At 52.0% G+C, this 18,541-nt stretch carries 8 protein-coding genes; 5 read left to right on the top strand and 3 right to left on the bottom strand.

Translation table 11 applies throughout. The features are described from left to right. The 3 genes from PB2503_RS05530 to PB2503_RS15150 form a co-directional block, all read right to left on the bottom strand. Entirely contained in the window at positions 1–1,419 is a 1,419-nt protein-coding gene (locus PB2503_RS05530) for an argonaute/piwi family protein (RefSeq protein WP_013300248.1), read from the bottom strand. Further along, positions 1,416–2,864 carry an SMEK domain-containing protein gene (locus PB2503_RS05525; RefSeq protein ID WP_041534907.1) on the bottom strand — a complete coding sequence of 483 codons (1,449 nt, stop codon included), beginning with the start codon at positions 2,862–2,864 and terminating at the stop codon, positions 1,416–1,418. The genes PB2503_RS05530 and PB2503_RS05525 overlap by 4 nt, the downstream gene beginning before the upstream one ends. A 125-nt stretch (positions 2,865–2,989) precedes the next feature. Continuing rightward, a complete protein-coding gene (locus PB2503_RS15150) occupies positions 2,990–3,226 on the bottom strand; it encodes a DUF2188 domain-containing protein (RefSeq protein ID WP_083810980.1) in 237 nt (78 codons plus the stop codon). 110 nt (positions 3,227–3,336) lie between these two features. Between PB2503_RS15150 and PB2503_RS05520 the strand changes: the two genes are divergently transcribed. The 5 genes from PB2503_RS05520 to PB2503_RS05500 all read left to right on the top strand — a co-directional run bounded on the left by PB2503_RS05520 (position 3,337) and on the right by PB2503_RS05500 (position 18,315). Then, positions 3,337–4,263 carry a BrxR family helix-turn-helix transcriptional regulator gene (locus PB2503_RS05520; RefSeq protein WP_049782034.1) on the top strand — a complete coding sequence of 309 codons (927 nt, stop codon included), beginning with the start codon at positions 3,337–3,339 and terminating at the stop codon, positions 4,261–4,263. A 125-nt stretch (positions 4,264–4,388) separates the two neighbouring features. Beyond that, on the top strand, positions 4,389–7,910 hold the full coding sequence (locus tag PB2503_RS05515) for a protein NO VEIN domain-containing protein (RefSeq protein WP_013300245.1): 3,522 nt from the start codon (positions 4,389–4,391) through the stop codon (positions 7,908–7,910). Next, a complete protein-coding gene (locus PB2503_RS05510; RefSeq protein ID WP_013300244.1) occupies positions 7,907–12,163 on the top strand; it encodes a sacsin N-terminal ATP-binding-like domain-containing protein in 4,257 nt (1,418 codons plus the stop codon). Before PB2503_RS05515 ends, PB2503_RS05510 begins: the two co-directional genes overlap by 4 nt. Next, positions 12,147–14,996: a DUF1156 domain-containing protein gene (locus PB2503_RS05505; protein ID WP_041534906.1), complete on the top strand. Its 2,850-nt coding sequence runs from the start codon at positions 12,147–12,149 to the stop codon at positions 14,994–14,996. Before PB2503_RS05510 ends, PB2503_RS05505 begins: the two co-directional genes overlap by 17 nt. A gap of 10 nt (positions 14,997–15,006) precedes the next feature. Further along, positions 15,007–18,315 carry a DUF499 domain-containing protein gene (locus PB2503_RS05500; RefSeq protein WP_041534905.1) on the top strand — a complete coding sequence of 1,103 codons (3,309 nt, stop codon included), beginning with the start codon at positions 15,007–15,009 and terminating at the stop codon, positions 18,313–18,315. The last annotated feature ends 226 nt before the right edge of the window (positions 18,316–18,541 follow it).

Raw genomic sequence — 18,541 nt, 5'->3', positions numbered from 1 at the left:
CTACATGTAGTACCCATAGCGGATTTGCGGGACATCGGCCTCGGACAAATATTTCATGATCTCGCCGACCTTTCGGGCACAGCCCAAGGTAACAGGGTATTTGCCGTCAAACTGCGTGTTGTTCCAATTCATCTTGGTTAGCCCCAGAATCTCTCGGGCAATGAGCAGCGGAGACTCTTCAGATTTGACGACCCTCAATTCAATTGGCTGTGGCACATACATTCCAGGATAGGTCTGATAATACCAAACTGAACCTCGCGAATAGAGAAGGAGCCTATTGTCCTCGACGCGTGCAAGCGTACCTCTGAAAGGTGGGTAATTGCCGTCACGGAACAGCCTCAACCGCGAGTCAAGGATCGTGACAAAATCGACCGCGTCTATGTGTAGATCGCGAGCCGCCGACTCGATGCCGTCCAACTCTTCGGCGGTGAAGTTGGACGACTTGTGAATGACCAACCTCGCCGGAAAATTCCGCATCGCCACCCGGTACTCTGTCAAAGCAGCTTTGATCAGATCATAGGCCTGTTGAGTGGACAGGCGTGGGGAAAGATCGTCTTTATCGATATCGACGGGTGTGCCGCGCAGGATCAGCCCATTCCCGAGTTCGTCAAATATTTGCGCAAGACTGGTGCAAAGCGTTTGCCTGTCGCGACTGCGATAGAATGCTATACCAACGGCACACGAAGTCCCGCGAGATGACTCCTGTTCAAGCTTCCAGGGAATTGTCGGTCCCGACTTGTAGTATAATGCCGTACAAAAGTTCCACGCCTTAGTGGCATCATCCTGCTGACCTGCCGACTTTGTCTTATCGATGTTTACTTGCCTTATGAGTTGAAGGGGTTTTCCCAAGGGCATCGCGCGAGCCTTCAACGAGCGACGAAAATTCAGCTCCTCACTCTGGTCGGCATCTTCCAGTGTATCCTCCGCGCCCCCTCCTTCGGTCGAGATGACTTTGTATAGCTTCTCAGGAATGACGCAGATGATCACATCAACGTGCCGGTTCTGCGCGAGGAACTTAATGTTTTCCAGATAGAGATCGACTGCCGCTTTCACACGTTCAGTCCGAGATGCAATAGCGACAATCTCCGCAATATCTGAATTTCTAATAGAACGTGTCAGACTTTCAGAATACTTTAGATCGGCGCCAAAACCCGCATTCTTGTTAAAGCCACAAAACGGAAGTTTCAGCCGTTCCTGTTTGGCATCTTTCGGTGCCTCAATACCCGCTTTGCAACGCTCTAGCCAATCTCCAAGCATCTCCATGCATTCGGAGGAACCGACGCCTCCAACATGTACCTCGCTACGGCGCGTATCCTGGGTCTGATCAAAGACCCCATAGGTGGCAATGCCTCGTCGCGGACATATGTGCTCACCATTGGCAAAAATGAGGCGTGGCTCTGGTAGAAAGTCGAGTTTCAAAACGCACCAAGCCTCTCTTGACCCACATCTTCGGCAGGAACGTGCAATGGCTCCCAAAGCTGTTCATCCAGAGACCGTCCTCCCTTAATCTTCAGTGGGGACGAAAAGCTGAGGGAAGGAGATGACTCAGAGTCATCTGAGAACAGGTCCTCTCTGTCGATGCTCTCCAGCCATGAGGCAAGAAATCGGAATTGATCATAGACTGAACGGTTCTTTTCCATACGCTTCAAACCTGCCAAAGGCTTGTCTCCGTATATGGAGCGTCGGTAATCATCACCGTAGCTGAAGAACCAGTCAGGCGTCAGAGACACAAACCACTCAGCGTCCAGAAGCAGGAAGTCCACACTAAAGGCAAGATGGCGCGTGGACAGAACATCGCCCTTCTTTGCGGTCTTGAACTTCCGCTCAAAAACCATCCTCGAAGATGCTTTCTGGCCAACCCAAGCTTCTGTTCGTTTATTCTGATGGGGCTTGTGCGGAAGGAAAATGAACTTTCCCTCATTGTGCTGCCAAAGAACGCCGTGCCGATAGAGCTTTTGCTGGAGCACAAACCGCAAAAGTGACTTGAAAATACGTTCGTGCGGTTCATCGATCGCATAGTAATCGCTCGGGGCGAGAGGCTCGATTGTGCCCTCATCTATTAAATGCCTGAATGGACAATCATCGGCCTCGAGATCATGAAAAGTGATCAACCTCCCGCTGCTTGCTTCAAAATCAGACGGGGTGCCGATACCGTTTTTTCTACAATAATCCTTGATCGCCTTACGGTGGTTTTTGAGCTTCCGGCCTTTGGCACTCTCAAGAAGTTCTGGGCGGATTTCGGCGATAAAGAGCGTAGGCGGAAAATACAGTTCAACCAGGTTCGTGCTAAGTACTTCTTCTGGCTCCTGTGGGGGATCAAAATCTTGGTCAGCTAACCCGACATCGCTGCCGCGTGTATACGCCAAAAGCAACTCGTAGGCTGCTTTGAGCCTGTTAGGTTCGGCAGTCGCAGCCTTCGTAGAGATATCTCGCGAATCCAGTATGTCATTTCGAGTACTGAAGTCGAACCTGTCTGCGCAAATGGCATCAATGGGATCGCTAGAATATGAAGCTTGTTTCTTTGTCAGAATGTAAACGATTATACGGTCGTATTTTTCGTAGTGCTTATACTTGACGCACTTCGCCAGCGTATCCTTTATCTTATCCAAAGACCTATCGGACGTAACCTGAATCGCGACACGCGCTCTGTCGTCCGCAAGATCAATTCCTGGGAAGTTTTGTTTTTCTTCCGCATTAAGGTTCCGCAGGCCGTCAAACCCATAAAGTTCTCGAATGAGGCCGCAAACAAGGTCTTCACAAATCTTGTTAATATCGAAATGGCCCATCGCTGTAGAGCTTTCGATCTCCAGTGCGAGCTTTGAAACCTCCTCTCGGAACTGATTGAGTAGTTCAATGTGTTTCAAAAGAGCCTCCGGTCGCTGCAGTTACATGAGCCCACACATTCCAGACGAGCACGTCCACCGTTTGGAAGGGTGAACATAGGTCTGCTCTGTCTCCAGTTTGGGCCATCATACGATTCGCTCAGCTATTAATGTTTCTTGTCGCGAGGCGGATTTGGATCACGTCCGGGCGCCACGGTGTCCGAATCCCGCCAGCGACCATCGCGCCCCTGGATTCTCACTTCGCCTCCGCCAAGGTTGTGTACTGTGCGTTTTGCAGCCGTCTCGGCCTCGCGCTGTGTGCCGTGAACGCTGCTGGCGCGTTCTCCCCCAGGCGCTTTGACCGCCCAACCCTTCGGGTGTTTCGTTACGTATCTGTCGGCCATCGATTTTCCTTTCGGCTTGACGTTGATAGGTGATGGGTATAGTTTATATACGCAATGACCACAATGGTCAATATAGTTTCTATACACATGGGGGCGCATTGAGCGAGGATATGAAGAAGGCAGGTGGCTTAAGGTGGGGCGTCGAGCAGCGATTGGAGTTCATCGAGTTCCGCCTCTTTTGGGAGGGCTCGATCAATCGGGGCGACATCATTGAGACGTTCGGGGTGTCGGTGCCGCAGGCATCGAAGGACCTGAGCCTGTATCAAGAGCGCGCGCCCGGGAACATGGAGTATGACACGCGTGCCAAACGGTATGTGGCGCAATCTGATTTTACTTTGCGATACCTTGAGCCGGACCCTTACGTGTATTTATCGAGGCTGCGATCGGTAACTGAAGACTCCGGTCTCGCAGATGACTCTTGGATTGGCATTATGCCCGCAGCGGATATTGCCGTCACACCAAGAAGGGACATCGATTTTTCCGCTCTCAGAGCGGTCCTTCAGTCTGTACGGGAAAGGAAGTCCATCGACATAGAGTATCAGTCGATGAGTCCTGATCGGCCAGACCCGCTTTGGCGTCGGGTCACTCCGCATGCGTTCGGCTATGATGGCTTCCGCTGGCACGTGCGGGCTTATTGTCATTTGCAAGGTCAGTTCAAAGACTTCCTGCTTCCCAGAATTTTATCTGTAGGAGAGATGGCTGCGCCTGGAGCTCTCGGCACGGACGACGGTCTTTGGCACGAGCACTTCGACATCCAGATCATTGCTCATCCTGGACTAACTGAAAGCCAAAAGCTTGTGGTAGGCAAAGACTACGGTTTTGTCGGCGGCAAAGGCGTCATTACCGTAAGAATGGCGATGCTGTTCTACGCATTAAAACGTCTGGGCCTTCTCGGTTATCCAGAGAAAGAAGACCCTCGAAGACAGCATATCGTTGCTGCCCATCCTGATGAATTGCACAATGCCCTCGCAAAAGCATCTGCGCCGCCCAGCGAACTAGGCCCGCTAATGCCCTCCGTTGGGGTCGTAGCGCAATGAAGAGCTTTCTCCGAAATCATGAGCGAGAAACCGCGTGCGCGTTCATGTTGGACGGATTCCACCAAGATGAATTGAGGGCTCCTATTAATTTTTGGCGTCCGAGCCAGATTTGGAAAGGTTAATCTATGTCAGAAGCACAAAAGGCACGACTTGAGGACCTCAAATCCGGTGCATTGATCGAGGGCCTTTCCACCTCGGGAAACGCCAAGATTGTCAACGTCGAATGGTTCGGTGACCAAGCTGTAAAAGTCGTTTACGAAGATCCGAACGGTGGTGTGCAAGATCGTATCGTTTACCGTGACGAAGAGCATACTCTCCGGGTCGCGAACACAGGTTCCGCATTCTCGTTTGATGCGAATGGGGAGTTGCTTAGGCTGGTGACTGAGGCACACAGGATCAAGCTCGCCCACCACTTCGATCCTTACCTTGCTATCCACACAAGTCTAGTTCAGCCGCTCCCGCACCAGATTACAGCCGTGTACGGCGAGATGCTTCCTCGGCAGCCGCTCCGCTTCCTATTGGCCGACGACCCCGGTGCAGGAAAGACTATTATGGCGGGGCTTCTCATCAAGGAATTGGTTGCGCGCGGTGATTTGGAGCGCTGCCTTGTGGTGGCTCCAGGAAGCTTGGTGGAGCAGTGGCAAGACGAACTCGGTGAGAAGTTCAACCTCGAATTCGATATACTTACGCGCGACATGATCGAGCACTCTCGATCCGGCAATCCTTTTAATGACAAGAACCACCTTATAGCGCGCTTGGACGTTCTCGCGCGCAACGATGAACTTCAAGAAAAGCTTATTCGATCCACGGAGTGGGACCTTATCATTTCCGACGAGGCTCACAGGATGTCAGCGAGCTACTTTGGGAACGAAGTCAAAAGGACCAAGCGATATCAATTAGGAGAGAAGCTAGGGCAAATCTGCCGACACTTGCTTCTCATGTCAGCAACTCCACACAACGGCAAAGAAGCAGACTTTCAGCTCTTTATGGCATTGTTGGATGGCGATCGCTTTGAAGGACGTTTCCGGGACGGTGTTCACTACGCTGACACCGAGGACATGATGAGGCGTCTCACAAAGGAAGAGCTCTTAAAGTTTGATGGAACTCCGCTCTTTCCTGAGCGGCGAGCCTACACAGTTCACTACGAACTCTCCGACGAAGAGGCCTCTCTGTACGCTGCCGTGACCGAATACGTTCGCGAAGAGATGAACCGAGTACAGAGGTTTTCCGAAGAAGATGGCAAGAAGAAAAACAACGTCGGCTTCGCGCTGCAAATCCTTCAACGTCGCTTGGCTTCATCTCCCGCCGCAATCTATCAGTCTTTGAAACGTCGCCGTGAGCGTCTTGAAAACGAGCTCGATGAAGCTCGGTTGATTGCGCGAGGGAAGAAGCACGATCTTTCATCCCGTAATGAAATGCTCGGCGATGAAGTTCTTTCCAATATCGACGAGTACAGCGAAGAGGATATTGAAGTTTTTGAGGAAACGATTTCGACCAGCGCAACCTCTGCGGAGTCAATCGAGCAGCTCGAAATCGAAGTTGAAACTCTCAAAAGCTTAGAGCTTCAAGCGCTAAATGTCCTAAAGTCCGGTAAAGACACTAAGTGGACGCAGCTCGACAAGATACTTGATGACGAGTTGATGATTGATGGTGACGGTGTGCGCCGGAAACTTATCATTTTTACCGAAGCAAAGGACACGCTTCAGTACCTTGCGGATAAAATCATCGGACGTCTCGGCAAAGCTGACGCAGTGGACGTGATCCATGGTGGCGTCAGCCGTGAAGAACGACGAAAAGTCATTAGCCGGTTCATGCAGGACCGTGAACTCATGGTGTTGGTGGCGAACGACGCGGCAGGCGAAGGCGTGAACCTTCAGCGAGGGCATCTCATGGTGAACTATGATTTGCCCTGGAATCCGAACAAAATCGAGCAGCGTTTCGGTCGAATTCATAGAATTGGTCAGACCGAGGTTTGTCATCTTTGGAATCTCGTTGCGGCGAATACCCGAGAGGGTCAGGTCTACGGTCGCTTGTTAGAGAAGCTTGAGACCGCCCGGAGCGCGCTCAAGGGGCGAGTGTATGATGTGTTGGGAGAGATGTTCGAGGAGACGTCGCTGAAGGATTTGCTGTGGCAGGCGATCCAATACGGCGACCGCGAAGATGTGAAAGCCAGGTTGTTCCAGCAGATTGATGGGGCAGTAGACTATAATCACATCGAAGAGCTGATCAGCAAACGCAAGCTCACGAACGATATGATGCCAGAAGCTACCGTCGAAGAAGTCCGCCTTAAGATGGAACGGGCAGAAGCCGAACGTTTGCAGCCGCACCATATCCAGAGTTTCTTCCTAGAAGCTTTTGAACACCTTGGTGGGAAGTTGAAAGCGCGAGAAGAAGGTCGCTTCGAGATCACTCATGTGCCTGTGCGCATTCGTGAGCGCGACCGTTTGATCGGGACCGGAGCACCGATCCAAAAACGATACGAACGCATTTGCTTCGACAAGAAATACATCAACCAACAACCAGTCGCAGAATTTGTCTGTCCTGGGCATCCGCTTCTCGAAGCCGTGATCAGCCTTGTGCGGGAACAATATGGTCACTTGCTAAAGCAAGGTGCTGTCATGGTTGATGACGCTGACCTTGCTGATGATGTCAGCGCGGTATTCCTATTGGAGCACAGCATCGAAGACGGACGTCGCACAAGTAAAGGCGTACCTCAGACTGTTTCTCAACGCCTTCAGTTCGCGGCGATCAACGAAAGCGGATCGGTTTCGAGCGCGGGTATCGCGCCTCACCTCGACCTGCGTCCTGCAACACAAGAAGAACTAGAACTCGTTGCGGAAGACCTCGGAAAACCTTGGCTGTCGGGCAACTTGGAAGAGAAAGTGAAAGGCTTCGCCATTATCGAACTCGCACAAGAGCATTTGAAGGAGGTGAAGGCACGACGCATCCCGGAAATTGAAAAGACAGAACGCGAAGTTCAGGCGCGTCTCAAGAAAGAGATCAACTACTGGGACTCACGAGCTTTCGAACTGAAAGAACAAGAGAAAGCCGGAAAGAAGACCAGACTGAATTGGGAGAACGCGGTGCGCCGCGCAGAAGACCTTTCGGATCGGCTACAGAAACGCATGCTACAACTTAGCGAAGAGAAAACCATCAAGGCCGCGCCGCCTGCTGTTCGCGGAGGCCTGGTCGTCATTCCGAAAGGACTACTTCTCGCCAAATCAGACGGTGCAGGTATGCCGAAAGGCTTCGCCGAGGATTCGGAAGCCAGGAAAAAAATCGAACTGCGCGCTATGCAAGCCGTAATGGAGGCCGAGACGGAACTTGGCAATGAGCCGATCGATGTCTCTGCAGGCAAAGTCGGCTACGACATTCTTTCCTTCGATCCAAAAGCAAAAAAACAACGCTTCATCGAGGTCAAGGGGCGGATCGAGGGAGCCAACTCGATCATGGTGACACGAAACGAAATCATTACCTGTCTGAATAAGCCCGAAGATTACATTCTAGCTGTTGTCCATGTCGCTGAAGGCTTCGTCCATAGCCCAAAGTATGTCTGGCGACCATTTGACGTAGAGCCCGCCTTTGGCGTGACTGCTCAGCAATTTGATCTGAAGCACCTGCTGGACAGCGCGGAGCCACCGCGATGAATTCAAAGCCTGCATACTTCGAGTCGATCCGAGAGCATTCCGCAAACATGTGGGAGCAGTTGGACGGTAATCCCGAGCTAGCTGCGCCATGGCATCAACTCTTCAAGCAGGTGCAGAGTCCTCGCCATATCATCTCGGAACTATTGCAGAATGCGGATGATGCACATGCGACTGAGGCATCGGTGGATATCCAGGACGGCAGCTTCCTGTTCTCACACAATGGTGAGGATTTCACTGAAGAACATTTCGCTTCGCTGTGTAAGTTTGGGTATTCGAACAAACGAGCGCTCCATACGATAGGCTTTCGAGGTATCGGCTTCAAAAGCACGTTCAGCCTCGGCGAGCGCGTTGAACTTTACACACCCACTCTCTCTGTAGGCTTTGACCAGAAGCGCTTTACCGAGCCCTTTTGGATGAACAATGGCTCGGTAAACAGAGATCGAACGACCGTTCGAGTGTCTATTTCTGATGAACACCGCGAGACTGAAGTCAGAAAGAACCTAGAGGAGTGGCTGAAGAGCCCGGTCTCCCTACTGTTCTTCCGCAACATTCGACGTATCACGATCGGCGGCAAAGAAGTCCACTGGGGCAGCTTTGGCGACGGTCCTGTAGACGGAACGGAATGGCTGGCTTTGCAGGAGAACCCGGATAAGCAATTTCTTCTCGCTCGTTCTGCTCCTGAAGATTTCCCTGAAGATGCCCTTAGGGAAATTCGCCAAGAACGTATGGTTGGCGCTGAGCAGAATATGGCACTTCCGCCGTGTCATGTTGAAATAGTAGTCGGCGTAGAAGGACGCTTGTTTGTGGTCTTGCCAACTGGTGTGAACACACAGTTGCCATTCGCCTGCAATGCCCCGTTTATCCAAGACCCTGCACGACTGAAGATCAAAGACCCCGAAACGTCACCGACCAACCGTTGGCTCTTGGAACGGGCAGGACGGCTTGCTGCCGAAGTCATGCTTGATTGGTTAGGCAATACCAATATTCATCCCGAAGAACGAGCTGCCGCCTATGATATGATGCCAGATGTTGATCGCAGCAATAATGCCCTGGAAGGCGTTTGCGGTGCGATTGTCGAAAAGTCCTTCGAAGCAGCTATTCAAGACAGAGACTTGCTGCTCACGGACGATGGGCAATTAGCGGATAAGGAACACGCTGTTGTCTTGCCCAAAGAGGTCTTTGAGGTATGGCCGAAAGCGCAAGCGACTGCTCTATTTGATGAACACGGTAGGCTGCCCCTCTCTAAGCACATCTCTGGTAAGAACGTTGCGAAGCTGAAGAACTGGAATGCCGTAGATGAGATCAGCAATCAGGACGTGCTGGATGTTCTCCAGAGCAAACACTTTCCAAAGCCTTCCACATGGCGTCAGCTTTTAAGCCTCTGGGCCTATATCGATAAACTTCTTCAAAGCTACGAGTATTACTGTTCCGAGGACGAACTTCGCATCGTGCCTGTGCAAGGCAAGGATATTCTTCTGGCGGCATCGGATGTTGTACGTCTTGGAGAAAAGCGGATGGTCCCATCGGACGATGACTGGGCGTTTTTGGGCGATCGTCTGTCAGTCTTGAACCAAAACTGGATGCGTTTCTTAACCGAACAGCGCAGGAATGCTGAGAACCACAAAGACAAAAAGCTCGATAGTCTCGTTGACCGCGCCGAAGGCGTTTTGGACGCGGTTGGCCTTGGCGATACGAGCGATACAGGCAAAGTTATTGATCAGGTCGCGGAAGCATTCTTTGCTGAGCAACAAGTGCAGCTCAGGGACGCTGTTAGGCTTGCTCACATAGCTGCAAAGCTCGGCGCACAGATTGGGGAACACTTCAGGTTTGTGTGCCAGGACAAGAAACTGCGTCCAATCCGTATGACCGTCATCTACGATCAAGATGGCGCTTTGGAGCTTCTACTTCCCAATGAATGGGCAGAACAGCACCTATTGCACCCGGAGTACACGAAAGCGTTTTGGTCATGCTCAAAAGATGAATGGGTCGCGTGGATCAGTAGCGGGCGATCAGGGCTGAACAGTTTTGTTCCTTTGGAGCGTGATCAATCGCGTCATTGGAGTGAGATGTCACTTCAGAAAACACTTAAGGAACGTCACTACGCGGGCAGCTACAATACACGCTATTCGAACCCGTCATTCCTGATCAGCGACTGGGATTTCGATGCCGAGTTTTGGGAGCATTGGGAAGCACTTGAAGAGGAACTTCCCGCGGTATGGTCGCGCGTTGCAGAGTTTGTGCTGGCGACACCATCACAATGGACGAACTTCCTATCTGCAACAGTATCAGAGGTTGCCTCAAACGGTCATGAGAGACGGATCATCCGGGACGGTCTGCCTCCGAAATGGCTCGCTGCGCTAAGAGAAAGGCCCTGTCTCCCCGACACAAACGGGGTGCTTCGCAAGCCCTCTGAATTGTTGATGCGAACGCATGACACCGAAGCGTTGATGGATGTCGAGGCGTTTGTACACGGCTTACTCGATAATGAAGCAACCAAGCCTGTGCTCAAGCAGCTAGGGGTATCCGACACGCCAACAGGTCCGGAAAAAATTCTGCAACGGCTAAGAGGCCTGTCCCAGGCACAAACGCCACCAGCGCATGAAGTTGAAAAATGGTATCGCCGCCTGGATCAATTGATTGATAGTTGTTCCACGGAAGACTTTCGGAAAATTCGGACGTCTTTCGAGCGAGAGCGTCTTATTCTTACAGAAAGAAACAGTTGGGAGAACTCTTTAGGTGCTTTCCTTTCAACTGGCGAAGAAGACATTCCGGATATTCCGCTCGTACGCGCTGGCGTGCGCGAGCTCACACTTTGGCGCAAGATTGGTGTCGGCGATAGACCTACTGCCGAACTCGCACTTGAATGGCTTAAATCCCTTCCTTCCGGGAAGGTGGTTCAACCGGATGAGATGCGTCGTGTCAAAACGCTTGTCGCGCGCTACCCCATAAGTGCGTGGGAAGAATGCGGACACTGGTTAAACCTTGCGGGTGAGTGGGTTCCGACAGGTAGCTTCGCCTATGCTCTTTCCATGCAGACGCTCACGCGTTGGAGCCATCTGCATCAATGGGTCCGGGAAAAGACAGCAGACCTTCAGATGCTTTCGGCTGAGACAAACGAGGCTGAGCCGTTCAGCACCCTGACCCCCTTATCTTCACAGATCGAAGAGCGCTTTGATCAACATGAAAAACCAAGCGGAGCTGGAGCACAGCGCGCCTGGTTAAAGGAACTTGGCCTGCTGCTGCAGCGCATCGATTTAGACGATGAGCAAGAGGCGTCTCGCATACGTGAACTGGGGGTCGCTCTTTCCAACACACTGTGGCTCACCAGCCCTCGTATCCAGATCGTACCGTATATCGACGGAAAGCCCGCTGGCACAGCGCGGCAGGCCGATGCCCTTTGGCTCGGCGATACACTTTATGCCGAGGACAAGCCACTCGCAAAACTGGCGAAGGCAGTAGCTCAAGAGCTGGGTAAGGCTTTCAGACGGCAGGACATCGGCGACGCCATCAAGCTCTGCTTTGATCGCGAACCTGCATTTGTACGCTCTTACATGGAAGAGAACTTTGAACTTTGCGACGAAAGCGAAGTTAGCGATCAAATCCAGCCAGATAGCGCCGACATTGAAAAGCCGTCAGGGGATACTGATGGACCAGTCAATTCAGAAACAGTCTCCGACCATGAGGACGAAGAAACTTCAACTGCCACCGAGGAAGAAAATGACGCTTTGGACGCGGTCGCACAGACAGATGTGACGTGTGAAGCCGATTTAGAGGAAAATGACGGCGAAGACGAACAGTCTATGAACAATGACGACGACAATGATGCCGAAGAAGAGATCGTATACCGTCCTGTAAAGCCAAGGCATTCAAAGCCTCAGCTTATTGAGCGTTTTGCCGTCGCCAAAGGCTTCAAGAAAGATGAGGACGGTCATTTCTTTGCTGACAACGGCCACACAATTGCGAAGACACAAGGCTCCCTTTTCCCATGGGAAATGCGAAATGCGACGGGAGACGTGACGAAACGCCTGCTGCCCAAGGAACACTGTCTGGAGCGCGAACCCCTTCAACTTGGAGCGGACATCTGGGGCATCCTGGAACGTGAACCAGACATTTACTCTCTGATCCTCGCTGACACTGATGACAATCCTGTTGAAGCGTCCGGCCGGATGCTCAGTGAACTTCGGGAGCGCGGCGTGTTGGCGCTGCATCCCTCAACGTACCGACTGGTGATCGAACATGAAAAACAACTATAAGAAAAAACTCATTGAAGTGGCTATTCCGCTTGAAGCCATTAACGCCGCCTCGGCGCACGAAAAACACATTCATAGCGGACACCCCTCGACGCTGCATCTCTGGTGGGCACGCCGCCCGCTAGCCGCATGCCGCGCCATACTATTCTGTCAACTGGTCGATGATCCGTCCGAGTATGTTGATGAGCTGCTGGCAGATGAAAAAACACTGAAGGCTGCAAAGGCGGAGCTTGAAGCACGGAAGAAAAAGCGTGAGCAGGACAAGGTTGATGGCAAGACGATCCCGGCAGATGAAAAGCCGCTGAGCCTCGAAAACATTGCCATTGAGCTCGAACGAACGCGTCTCTTCAAGATCATCGAAGAACTCGTTAGGTGGGAAAACAGCACCAACGAAGAAGTGCTTGAGCGCGCCCGTGCAGAAATCCGACGGTGTTGCGGTGATGAACTCCCACCAGTTTACGACCCTTTCTCAGGCGGTGGTTCTATTCCCTTAGAAGCACAGCGACTCGGTCTTCCCGCCTATGGCTCTGACCTGAACCCTGTCGCGGTAATGATCGGCAAGGCAATGATCGAGATACCGCCAAAATTTGCCAATCAACCACCGATGCACCCTGGCACAAAAGAGAACCTTTCTTATCGCGGAGCTGAAGGGCTGGCTGAGGACATTCGCTATTACTCGAAGCTTCTGCGCGATAAAGCGTGGGAAAAAATTGGTCACCTCTACCCAAAAATCACCCTCTCACAACGCGATGGGGGTGGCGAGGCAACCGTTTTAGCTTGGCTTTGGGCTAGGACCGTAGCAAGCCCAAACCCAGCTGTTGGAGGGGCACATATTCCTCTCGTTTCCACTTACTGGTTATGCCGAAAACCCAAAAAGAAAGTTTGGATTGTTCCAAACGTTGAAGGCACTAGAATTACATTCGATGTCAACTACGGCGAACCGAGAGACCCTAACGCCGTGGCCGCTGGGACAAAGGTTGGAAGGGGCGCGAATTTCACGTGCCTTCTTACCGGGGATGCGGTGCCCGCGGACTACGTCAAAAAAGAAGGTATGGCCGGTCGAATGGGGTGGCAACTGCTCGGCATCGTAGCCGAGGGCAAGGGTGGACGACGTTACGTGTCACCAGATCCACAACACATCAAAACGGCCTTCAGTGAAATACCAGATTGGCGACCAGAGTACCCTCTGTCTCAACACCCTCAGTACATGAGTGTGACAAATTACGGCCCGAAAAATGTATCGGACCTCTTCATGGATCGTCAGACTATTGCACTCAACGCATTCTCAAATTGTATCCCTGAAGTCATAGAACAGATTGATGCTAGTGAAGAATATAAGGAAGCAATCGCAACGTACCTTGCATTAGGGGTAAGTCGGCTAGCAAATCGTCAGTCAACGAGTACATTTTGGGACAATGGATCAGAGAAAGTCCAGCAAGTGTTCGCGATGCAGGCCCTCCCAATGCGATGGGATACTGCTGAGGGCAATCCCTTCTCCAATTCCTCCGGCAACTTTATCGGTCAAATAGATTATTTGGCGAAGGCCATTGGGACGCTACCTTCGCAGCAGCCTGGTGGAAAAGAAGTTCATAAGGATGCTCAAACTGTAGATTTTAACAATTTCGTCATTTCGACCGACCCTCCTTATTACGACAATGTCCCCTATGCTGACCTATCAGACTTCTTCTATGTCTGGCTGCGCCGCGCGTTGAAAGATCATTATCCAGACCTATTTCAGACGGTTCTTGTTCCGAAGGCGGAAGAACTCGTGGCTGATCACCAACGGCACAAAGGACGCGATCCCGCCGACGGTTTTTTCCTGGATGGCATGACGAATGTGATGCGCCACATGGCGGAGCAAGGGCGGAAAGATGTTCCTGCAGCAATCTACTATGCATTCAGACAGGGAGAAGTTGATGAAGGCGGCACCTCTTCGAAAGGATGGGCCACATTTCTTCAATCGGTAATCACAGCCGGATATCAGGTTGATGCGACCTGGCCTGTGCGAACTGAACTAGTTGGAAACCTAAAGAAGAACCGCAATGCACTAGCGACATCTGTTGTGCTGTCATGTCGCAAGCGTTCTGAGTCTGCCGAAGTTGTGACCCGATCAGAATTCATGCGCGCATTGAAGCGCGAGCTTCCTACCGCCATGAAGGAGATGCAGAGGGCAAACATTGCTCCAGTCGATATTCCTCAAGCATCAATTGGCCCAGGTATTGGAATCTTTAGTAGGTATGAGTCGGTTCTGGAAAGCGATGACAGTCAAATGACGGTCAAGAGCGCCCTTCAGATAATTAACCAACAACTGGATGAATTCCTTTCCGAACAGGAAGGCGAGTTTGATGCGGACACAAGGTTTGCACTGCATTGGTTTGCACAAAATGGCTATGAGAGCGGAGCTTTTGGGGATGCCGACAACCTGGCGCGCGCACGCGGAATCTCTGTGGAGAGCGTTAAGCATGCAGGTGTGGCGGAGAGTGCAGCTGGAAAAGTTCGAATTCTAAAGCGTGAAGAGCTCTTAGACGATTGGGACCCAAACACTGATCCGCACCTTACTGTATGGGAGTGCTGCCAGTACTTGATTCGAGCTTTGGAGAATGAGGGGGAACACGCAGCGGCAACGCTTTTGAAGAAGATGGGCGCGGACAAGGCCGAGGCCGTCAAAGACCTGGCCTACAGCCTCTACGACATCTGCTCGAACAAGCGGAAGGATGCGAAGGAGGCGACCTCCTACAACGCGCTGATCGCGGTTTGGACTGAACTAACGCGTCAGGCGGCAACAATCTCGGATTACGAGATTACAGGCGACCGCCAAACGGCAATGAATATCTAGGGGGTGGACGATGGCGAAGAGTACACGACATTATGTTTTTGAAGGAATGGAGCTTCTGCCGGAGGCGCTTACGCCGTTTGTAGAAAAGCGACTGGACAGCTCGATAAGCGGGCACTGGCAAGTCGAAGTTGTGGAGCGAGTCGCTGGCATAAAAGCCAATGGTGGAAACATCAATTGGGACCAGCAAGCGTTGTTAAAAACAATGATGGCTTTCTGGAAGGAAGCCTTCTCGACGGTGTTAGGTCATCCCGAACGATCATATGTGTCAGAGCTTTTGGATGTGAGAAATCGCCTGTCGCACAATGAGACTTTTACCTATGACGATGCTGAGCGCGCTTTAGACTCGATGCGGCGTCTGATGGAGTCTATTAGTGCGGGCGATGTTGCAGAGCGCATCGGAAAGATGCGCGACACTATTCTGCGAACGAAGTATACGGAACTACAGCGCAACGAAGAGCGCAGAAAGTCTCAAAAGCTCTCGATTTCCGTGGAAACGGTCGCAGGACTATTGCCTTGGCGAGAAGTCATCGAGCCTCACAATGACGTAGCTACGGGTGAATTCAAACAGGCCGAGTTTGCCGCCGATCTCGGTAAAGTGCATTCGGGCAGTGCGCCATCTGAATACCGCGATCCAAAAGAGTTCTACAGCAGAACGTACCTAACCGACGGGCTCAGCAACTTATTGGTTGGAGCCGCCAAACGTCTTTCTGATACAGGCGGCGATCCAGTCGTTGAGCTCCAGACCAATTTTGGAGGCGGCAAAACGCACTCCATGCTCGGGCTTTACCACATGGTGGGCGGAACACCCGCTCAAGATTTGCCCGGATTGGACCAGCTTCTCAAAGAGCATGGTTTGGCTGTGCCATCCAAGGTCAATCGCGCAGTACTGGTCGGCACCTCGCGCGGCCCTCAAGATGTGCTCAATACCGAAGATGGCCTTAAGATCAGGACGACGTGGGGTGAATTGGCTTGGCAGCTTGGCGGAGCAGAAGCCTACAAAATGCTTGCCGAGAATGATGAAAAGGGTATCGCGCCTGGCTCCAATCTCCTGGAAGAAATTTTCAAGAAGTATGCACCATGTCTTATTCTTATCGATGAGTGGGTCGCCTACCTGCGACAAATCTACAAGGTCGATGGACTGCCTTCAGGCTCTTTCGATGCGAACCTTTCCTTCGTCCAGTCGCTGACCGAGGCGGTCAAGGCTAGCCCTGGAACTCTGCTCGTTGCATCTCTCCCCGCATCTCAAATTGAGGTCGGAGGTGAAGGTGGTCAGGAAGCACTGTCGCGACTGAAGCAGACCTTTTCTCGTGTTGAGTCTTCGTGGCGACCAGCTTCTCAAGAAGAAAGCTACGAGATTGTTCGCCGCAGGCTTTTCAAATCCATTCCCGGCGATAAGCACCATCACAAGGACAACGCGCTAAAGCAGTTTGGAAAGTTGTATCGCGAAAACAGCAATGACTTTCCACAGGGTTGCGCAGATGAAGACTACCGTCGGAAACTAGAAAAAGCCTATCCGATACATCCGGAGCTTTTTGATCAGCTGTATACGAGCTGGGGTTCATTGGAGAAATTTCAGCGGACGCGTGGCGTGTTGCGCCTAATGGCGCAGGTCATTCACGAGCTTTGGATGAGCAACGATCCATCGATCATGATCATGCCTGGGAGCGTTGCCATAAGCTCTGCGAGAGTAGAACCGGAACTGCTTCACTATCTTGATGTGAACTGGCAATCGATCATTGCTGGCGACGTAGATGGAACCGCATCCACACCATACAAGATCGACCAATCCGCACCCAATCTAAACCGATATTCTGCAACACGGCGGGTGGCACGAGCGATCTTTATGGGTTCCGCGCCGACGCATGCCCAGAAGAACAAAGGTCTTGACGATAAGCAAATCAATCTTGGCGTTGTTCAGCCTGGTGAGCGCCCTGCGATCTTTGGAGATGCCCTAAGACGCCTGACTAACCAAGCGAAGTACATGCATAGCGATCTGGGTCGATACTGGTATTCTATGTCTCCGAGCTTGAATCGCCTCGCAGCGGACAAAGCGGCGCAACTCGAAGAAGCACTTGTATTGGTTACAATCGACCAAGAGCTCAACAAGTACATCAACGGCATTACTGATCGTGGACATTTTGATGCAATTCAGGTAGCACCAGCCAGCTCAGCAGATGTTCCTGACGAGGCTGGCGGCGTTCGGGCGGTTATTCTCGGCGTCGCGCATCCCCACAATGGCCGTGATGGATCAGAAGCTCAGAAGGCTGCGAGAGAAATTCTGTTGCAAAGGGGCACTGTTCCTCGCGTTTATCGGAATACGTTGGTTTTCATTGCCGCTGAAGCCCGACATCTCGAAAGCTTGAAGGAAGCGGTACGCGCCGCTCTAGGTTGGGAACAGATCGTTCGAGATATCGAAAGATTAAACCTGACGCAAAGCGACAGCGCACTGGCAAAAGCAAAGCGAGACGAATCCAAAGATACTATGCGCACCCGATTGCAGGAGTGTTGGAGCTACTTGCTCTACCCCCATCAAGACAATGCTCACGCAGATTTTGATTGGTCTTCTGGGAAAATCCCAGCACAGGATGGGCTGCTGTCTCGCGCTAGCCGAAAGCTTGTAAGCGATGAAGCGCTACTGCCTGAGCTTGGACCCACGCGGTTGGATAGAGACCTCCAGAAGTATATTTGGAATGGAAAGCCGCACTTGCACCTCAAAGACCTCTGGGACTACCTAAACAGATATCTGTATCTGCCGAGGGTAAAGAACCAGCAGGTTCTGGTGAAGGCAATCCAAGCCGCAGTGACTGGAATCGTTGCAGGTCCGTTCGCCTATGCAGAGAGTTGGGATGAAGCTTCAGACAAATATGCGGGCCTCCTGATTGAGAAAGCGCATGAGCCGCATGTCATTGTCAGCAGTGAAAGCGTTATCCTAAAGCCGGATGTTGCTGAAGCTCACAGACCTGCTCCAATCGCGGAACAAGCAGACATGGCATCATTGCAGACTTCTGCCCATCCATCGGACCAGGCAACCGACGCGCGCCAAGCTGATGGGTTCAGCGAAGATGCAAGCAAAGAGCAGCAAGAGCCTAAACCGACGCGGTTTATGGGAACGGTGATGATATCCGCCGATCGACCCGCTCGCGATATTCACCAGATTGTCGAGGCAATAGTTGAGCAGCTTACCACGATCCCAGGCAGCGAGGTGGCTCTCAAGCTTGAGATCGACGCAGAAGTTTCTCAAGGACTTGATAGAGCCAAAGTTCGGACGCTCCTGGAGAATGCCACAACATTGGGATTTATCGACAAGCTGGTAAAATAATCGTCCTGTGAGGCATGATCCATGCAGGCGAAAATGGCGCGCATCCAACCTGCGCAAGGTTGGCCCATGTTTCCAAAGAGCACGGGGAGGCTCTTGGTCGTAGGTATCGGGTCGCGACAGACCTGATCGGCATCCAAACCGCGCAGGGTTGGTCCCGCTGAAAGCGTCTCCATGAAATGGTCATGGGGGTATCGGTGGGAGCAGGAACGCCTCCCTGATTGGCAGG

This window comes from Parvularcula bermudensis HTCC2503 (assembly GCF_000152825.2).
In the GTDB taxonomy this organism is placed as follows: Bacteria; Pseudomonadota; Alphaproteobacteria; order Caulobacterales; family Parvularculaceae; genus Parvularcula; species Parvularcula bermudensis.
Note: the sequence above shows the minus strand (reverse complement) of the source record. Positions and strands in the feature narration are given on the sequence as shown.

What these genes read in the sequence shown, in the direction of transcription:
- PB2503_RS15150 (WP_083810980.1), bottom strand. Translation starts at nt 3,226, where the DNA reads ATGGCCGACAGATACGTAACGAAACACCCGAAGGGTTGGGCGGTCAAA.
- PB2503_RS05520 (WP_049782034.1), top strand. Translation starts at nt 3,337, where the DNA reads ATGAAGAAGGCAGGTGGCTTAAGGTGGGGCGTCGAGCAGCGATTGGAG.
- PB2503_RS05515 (WP_013300245.1), top strand. Translation starts at nt 4,389, where the DNA reads ATGTCAGAAGCACAAAAGGCACGACTTGAGGACCTCAAATCCGGTGCA.
- PB2503_RS05510 (WP_013300244.1), top strand. Translation starts at nt 7,907, where the DNA reads ATGAATTCAAAGCCTGCATACTTCGAGTCGATCCGAGAGCATTCCGCA.
- PB2503_RS05505 (WP_041534906.1), top strand. Translation starts at nt 12,147, where the DNA reads ATGAAAAACAACTATAAGAAAAAACTCATTGAAGTGGCTATTCCGCTT.
- PB2503_RS05500 (WP_041534905.1), top strand. Translation starts at nt 15,007, where the DNA reads ATGGCGAAGAGTACACGACATTATGTTTTTGAAGGAATGGAGCTTCTG.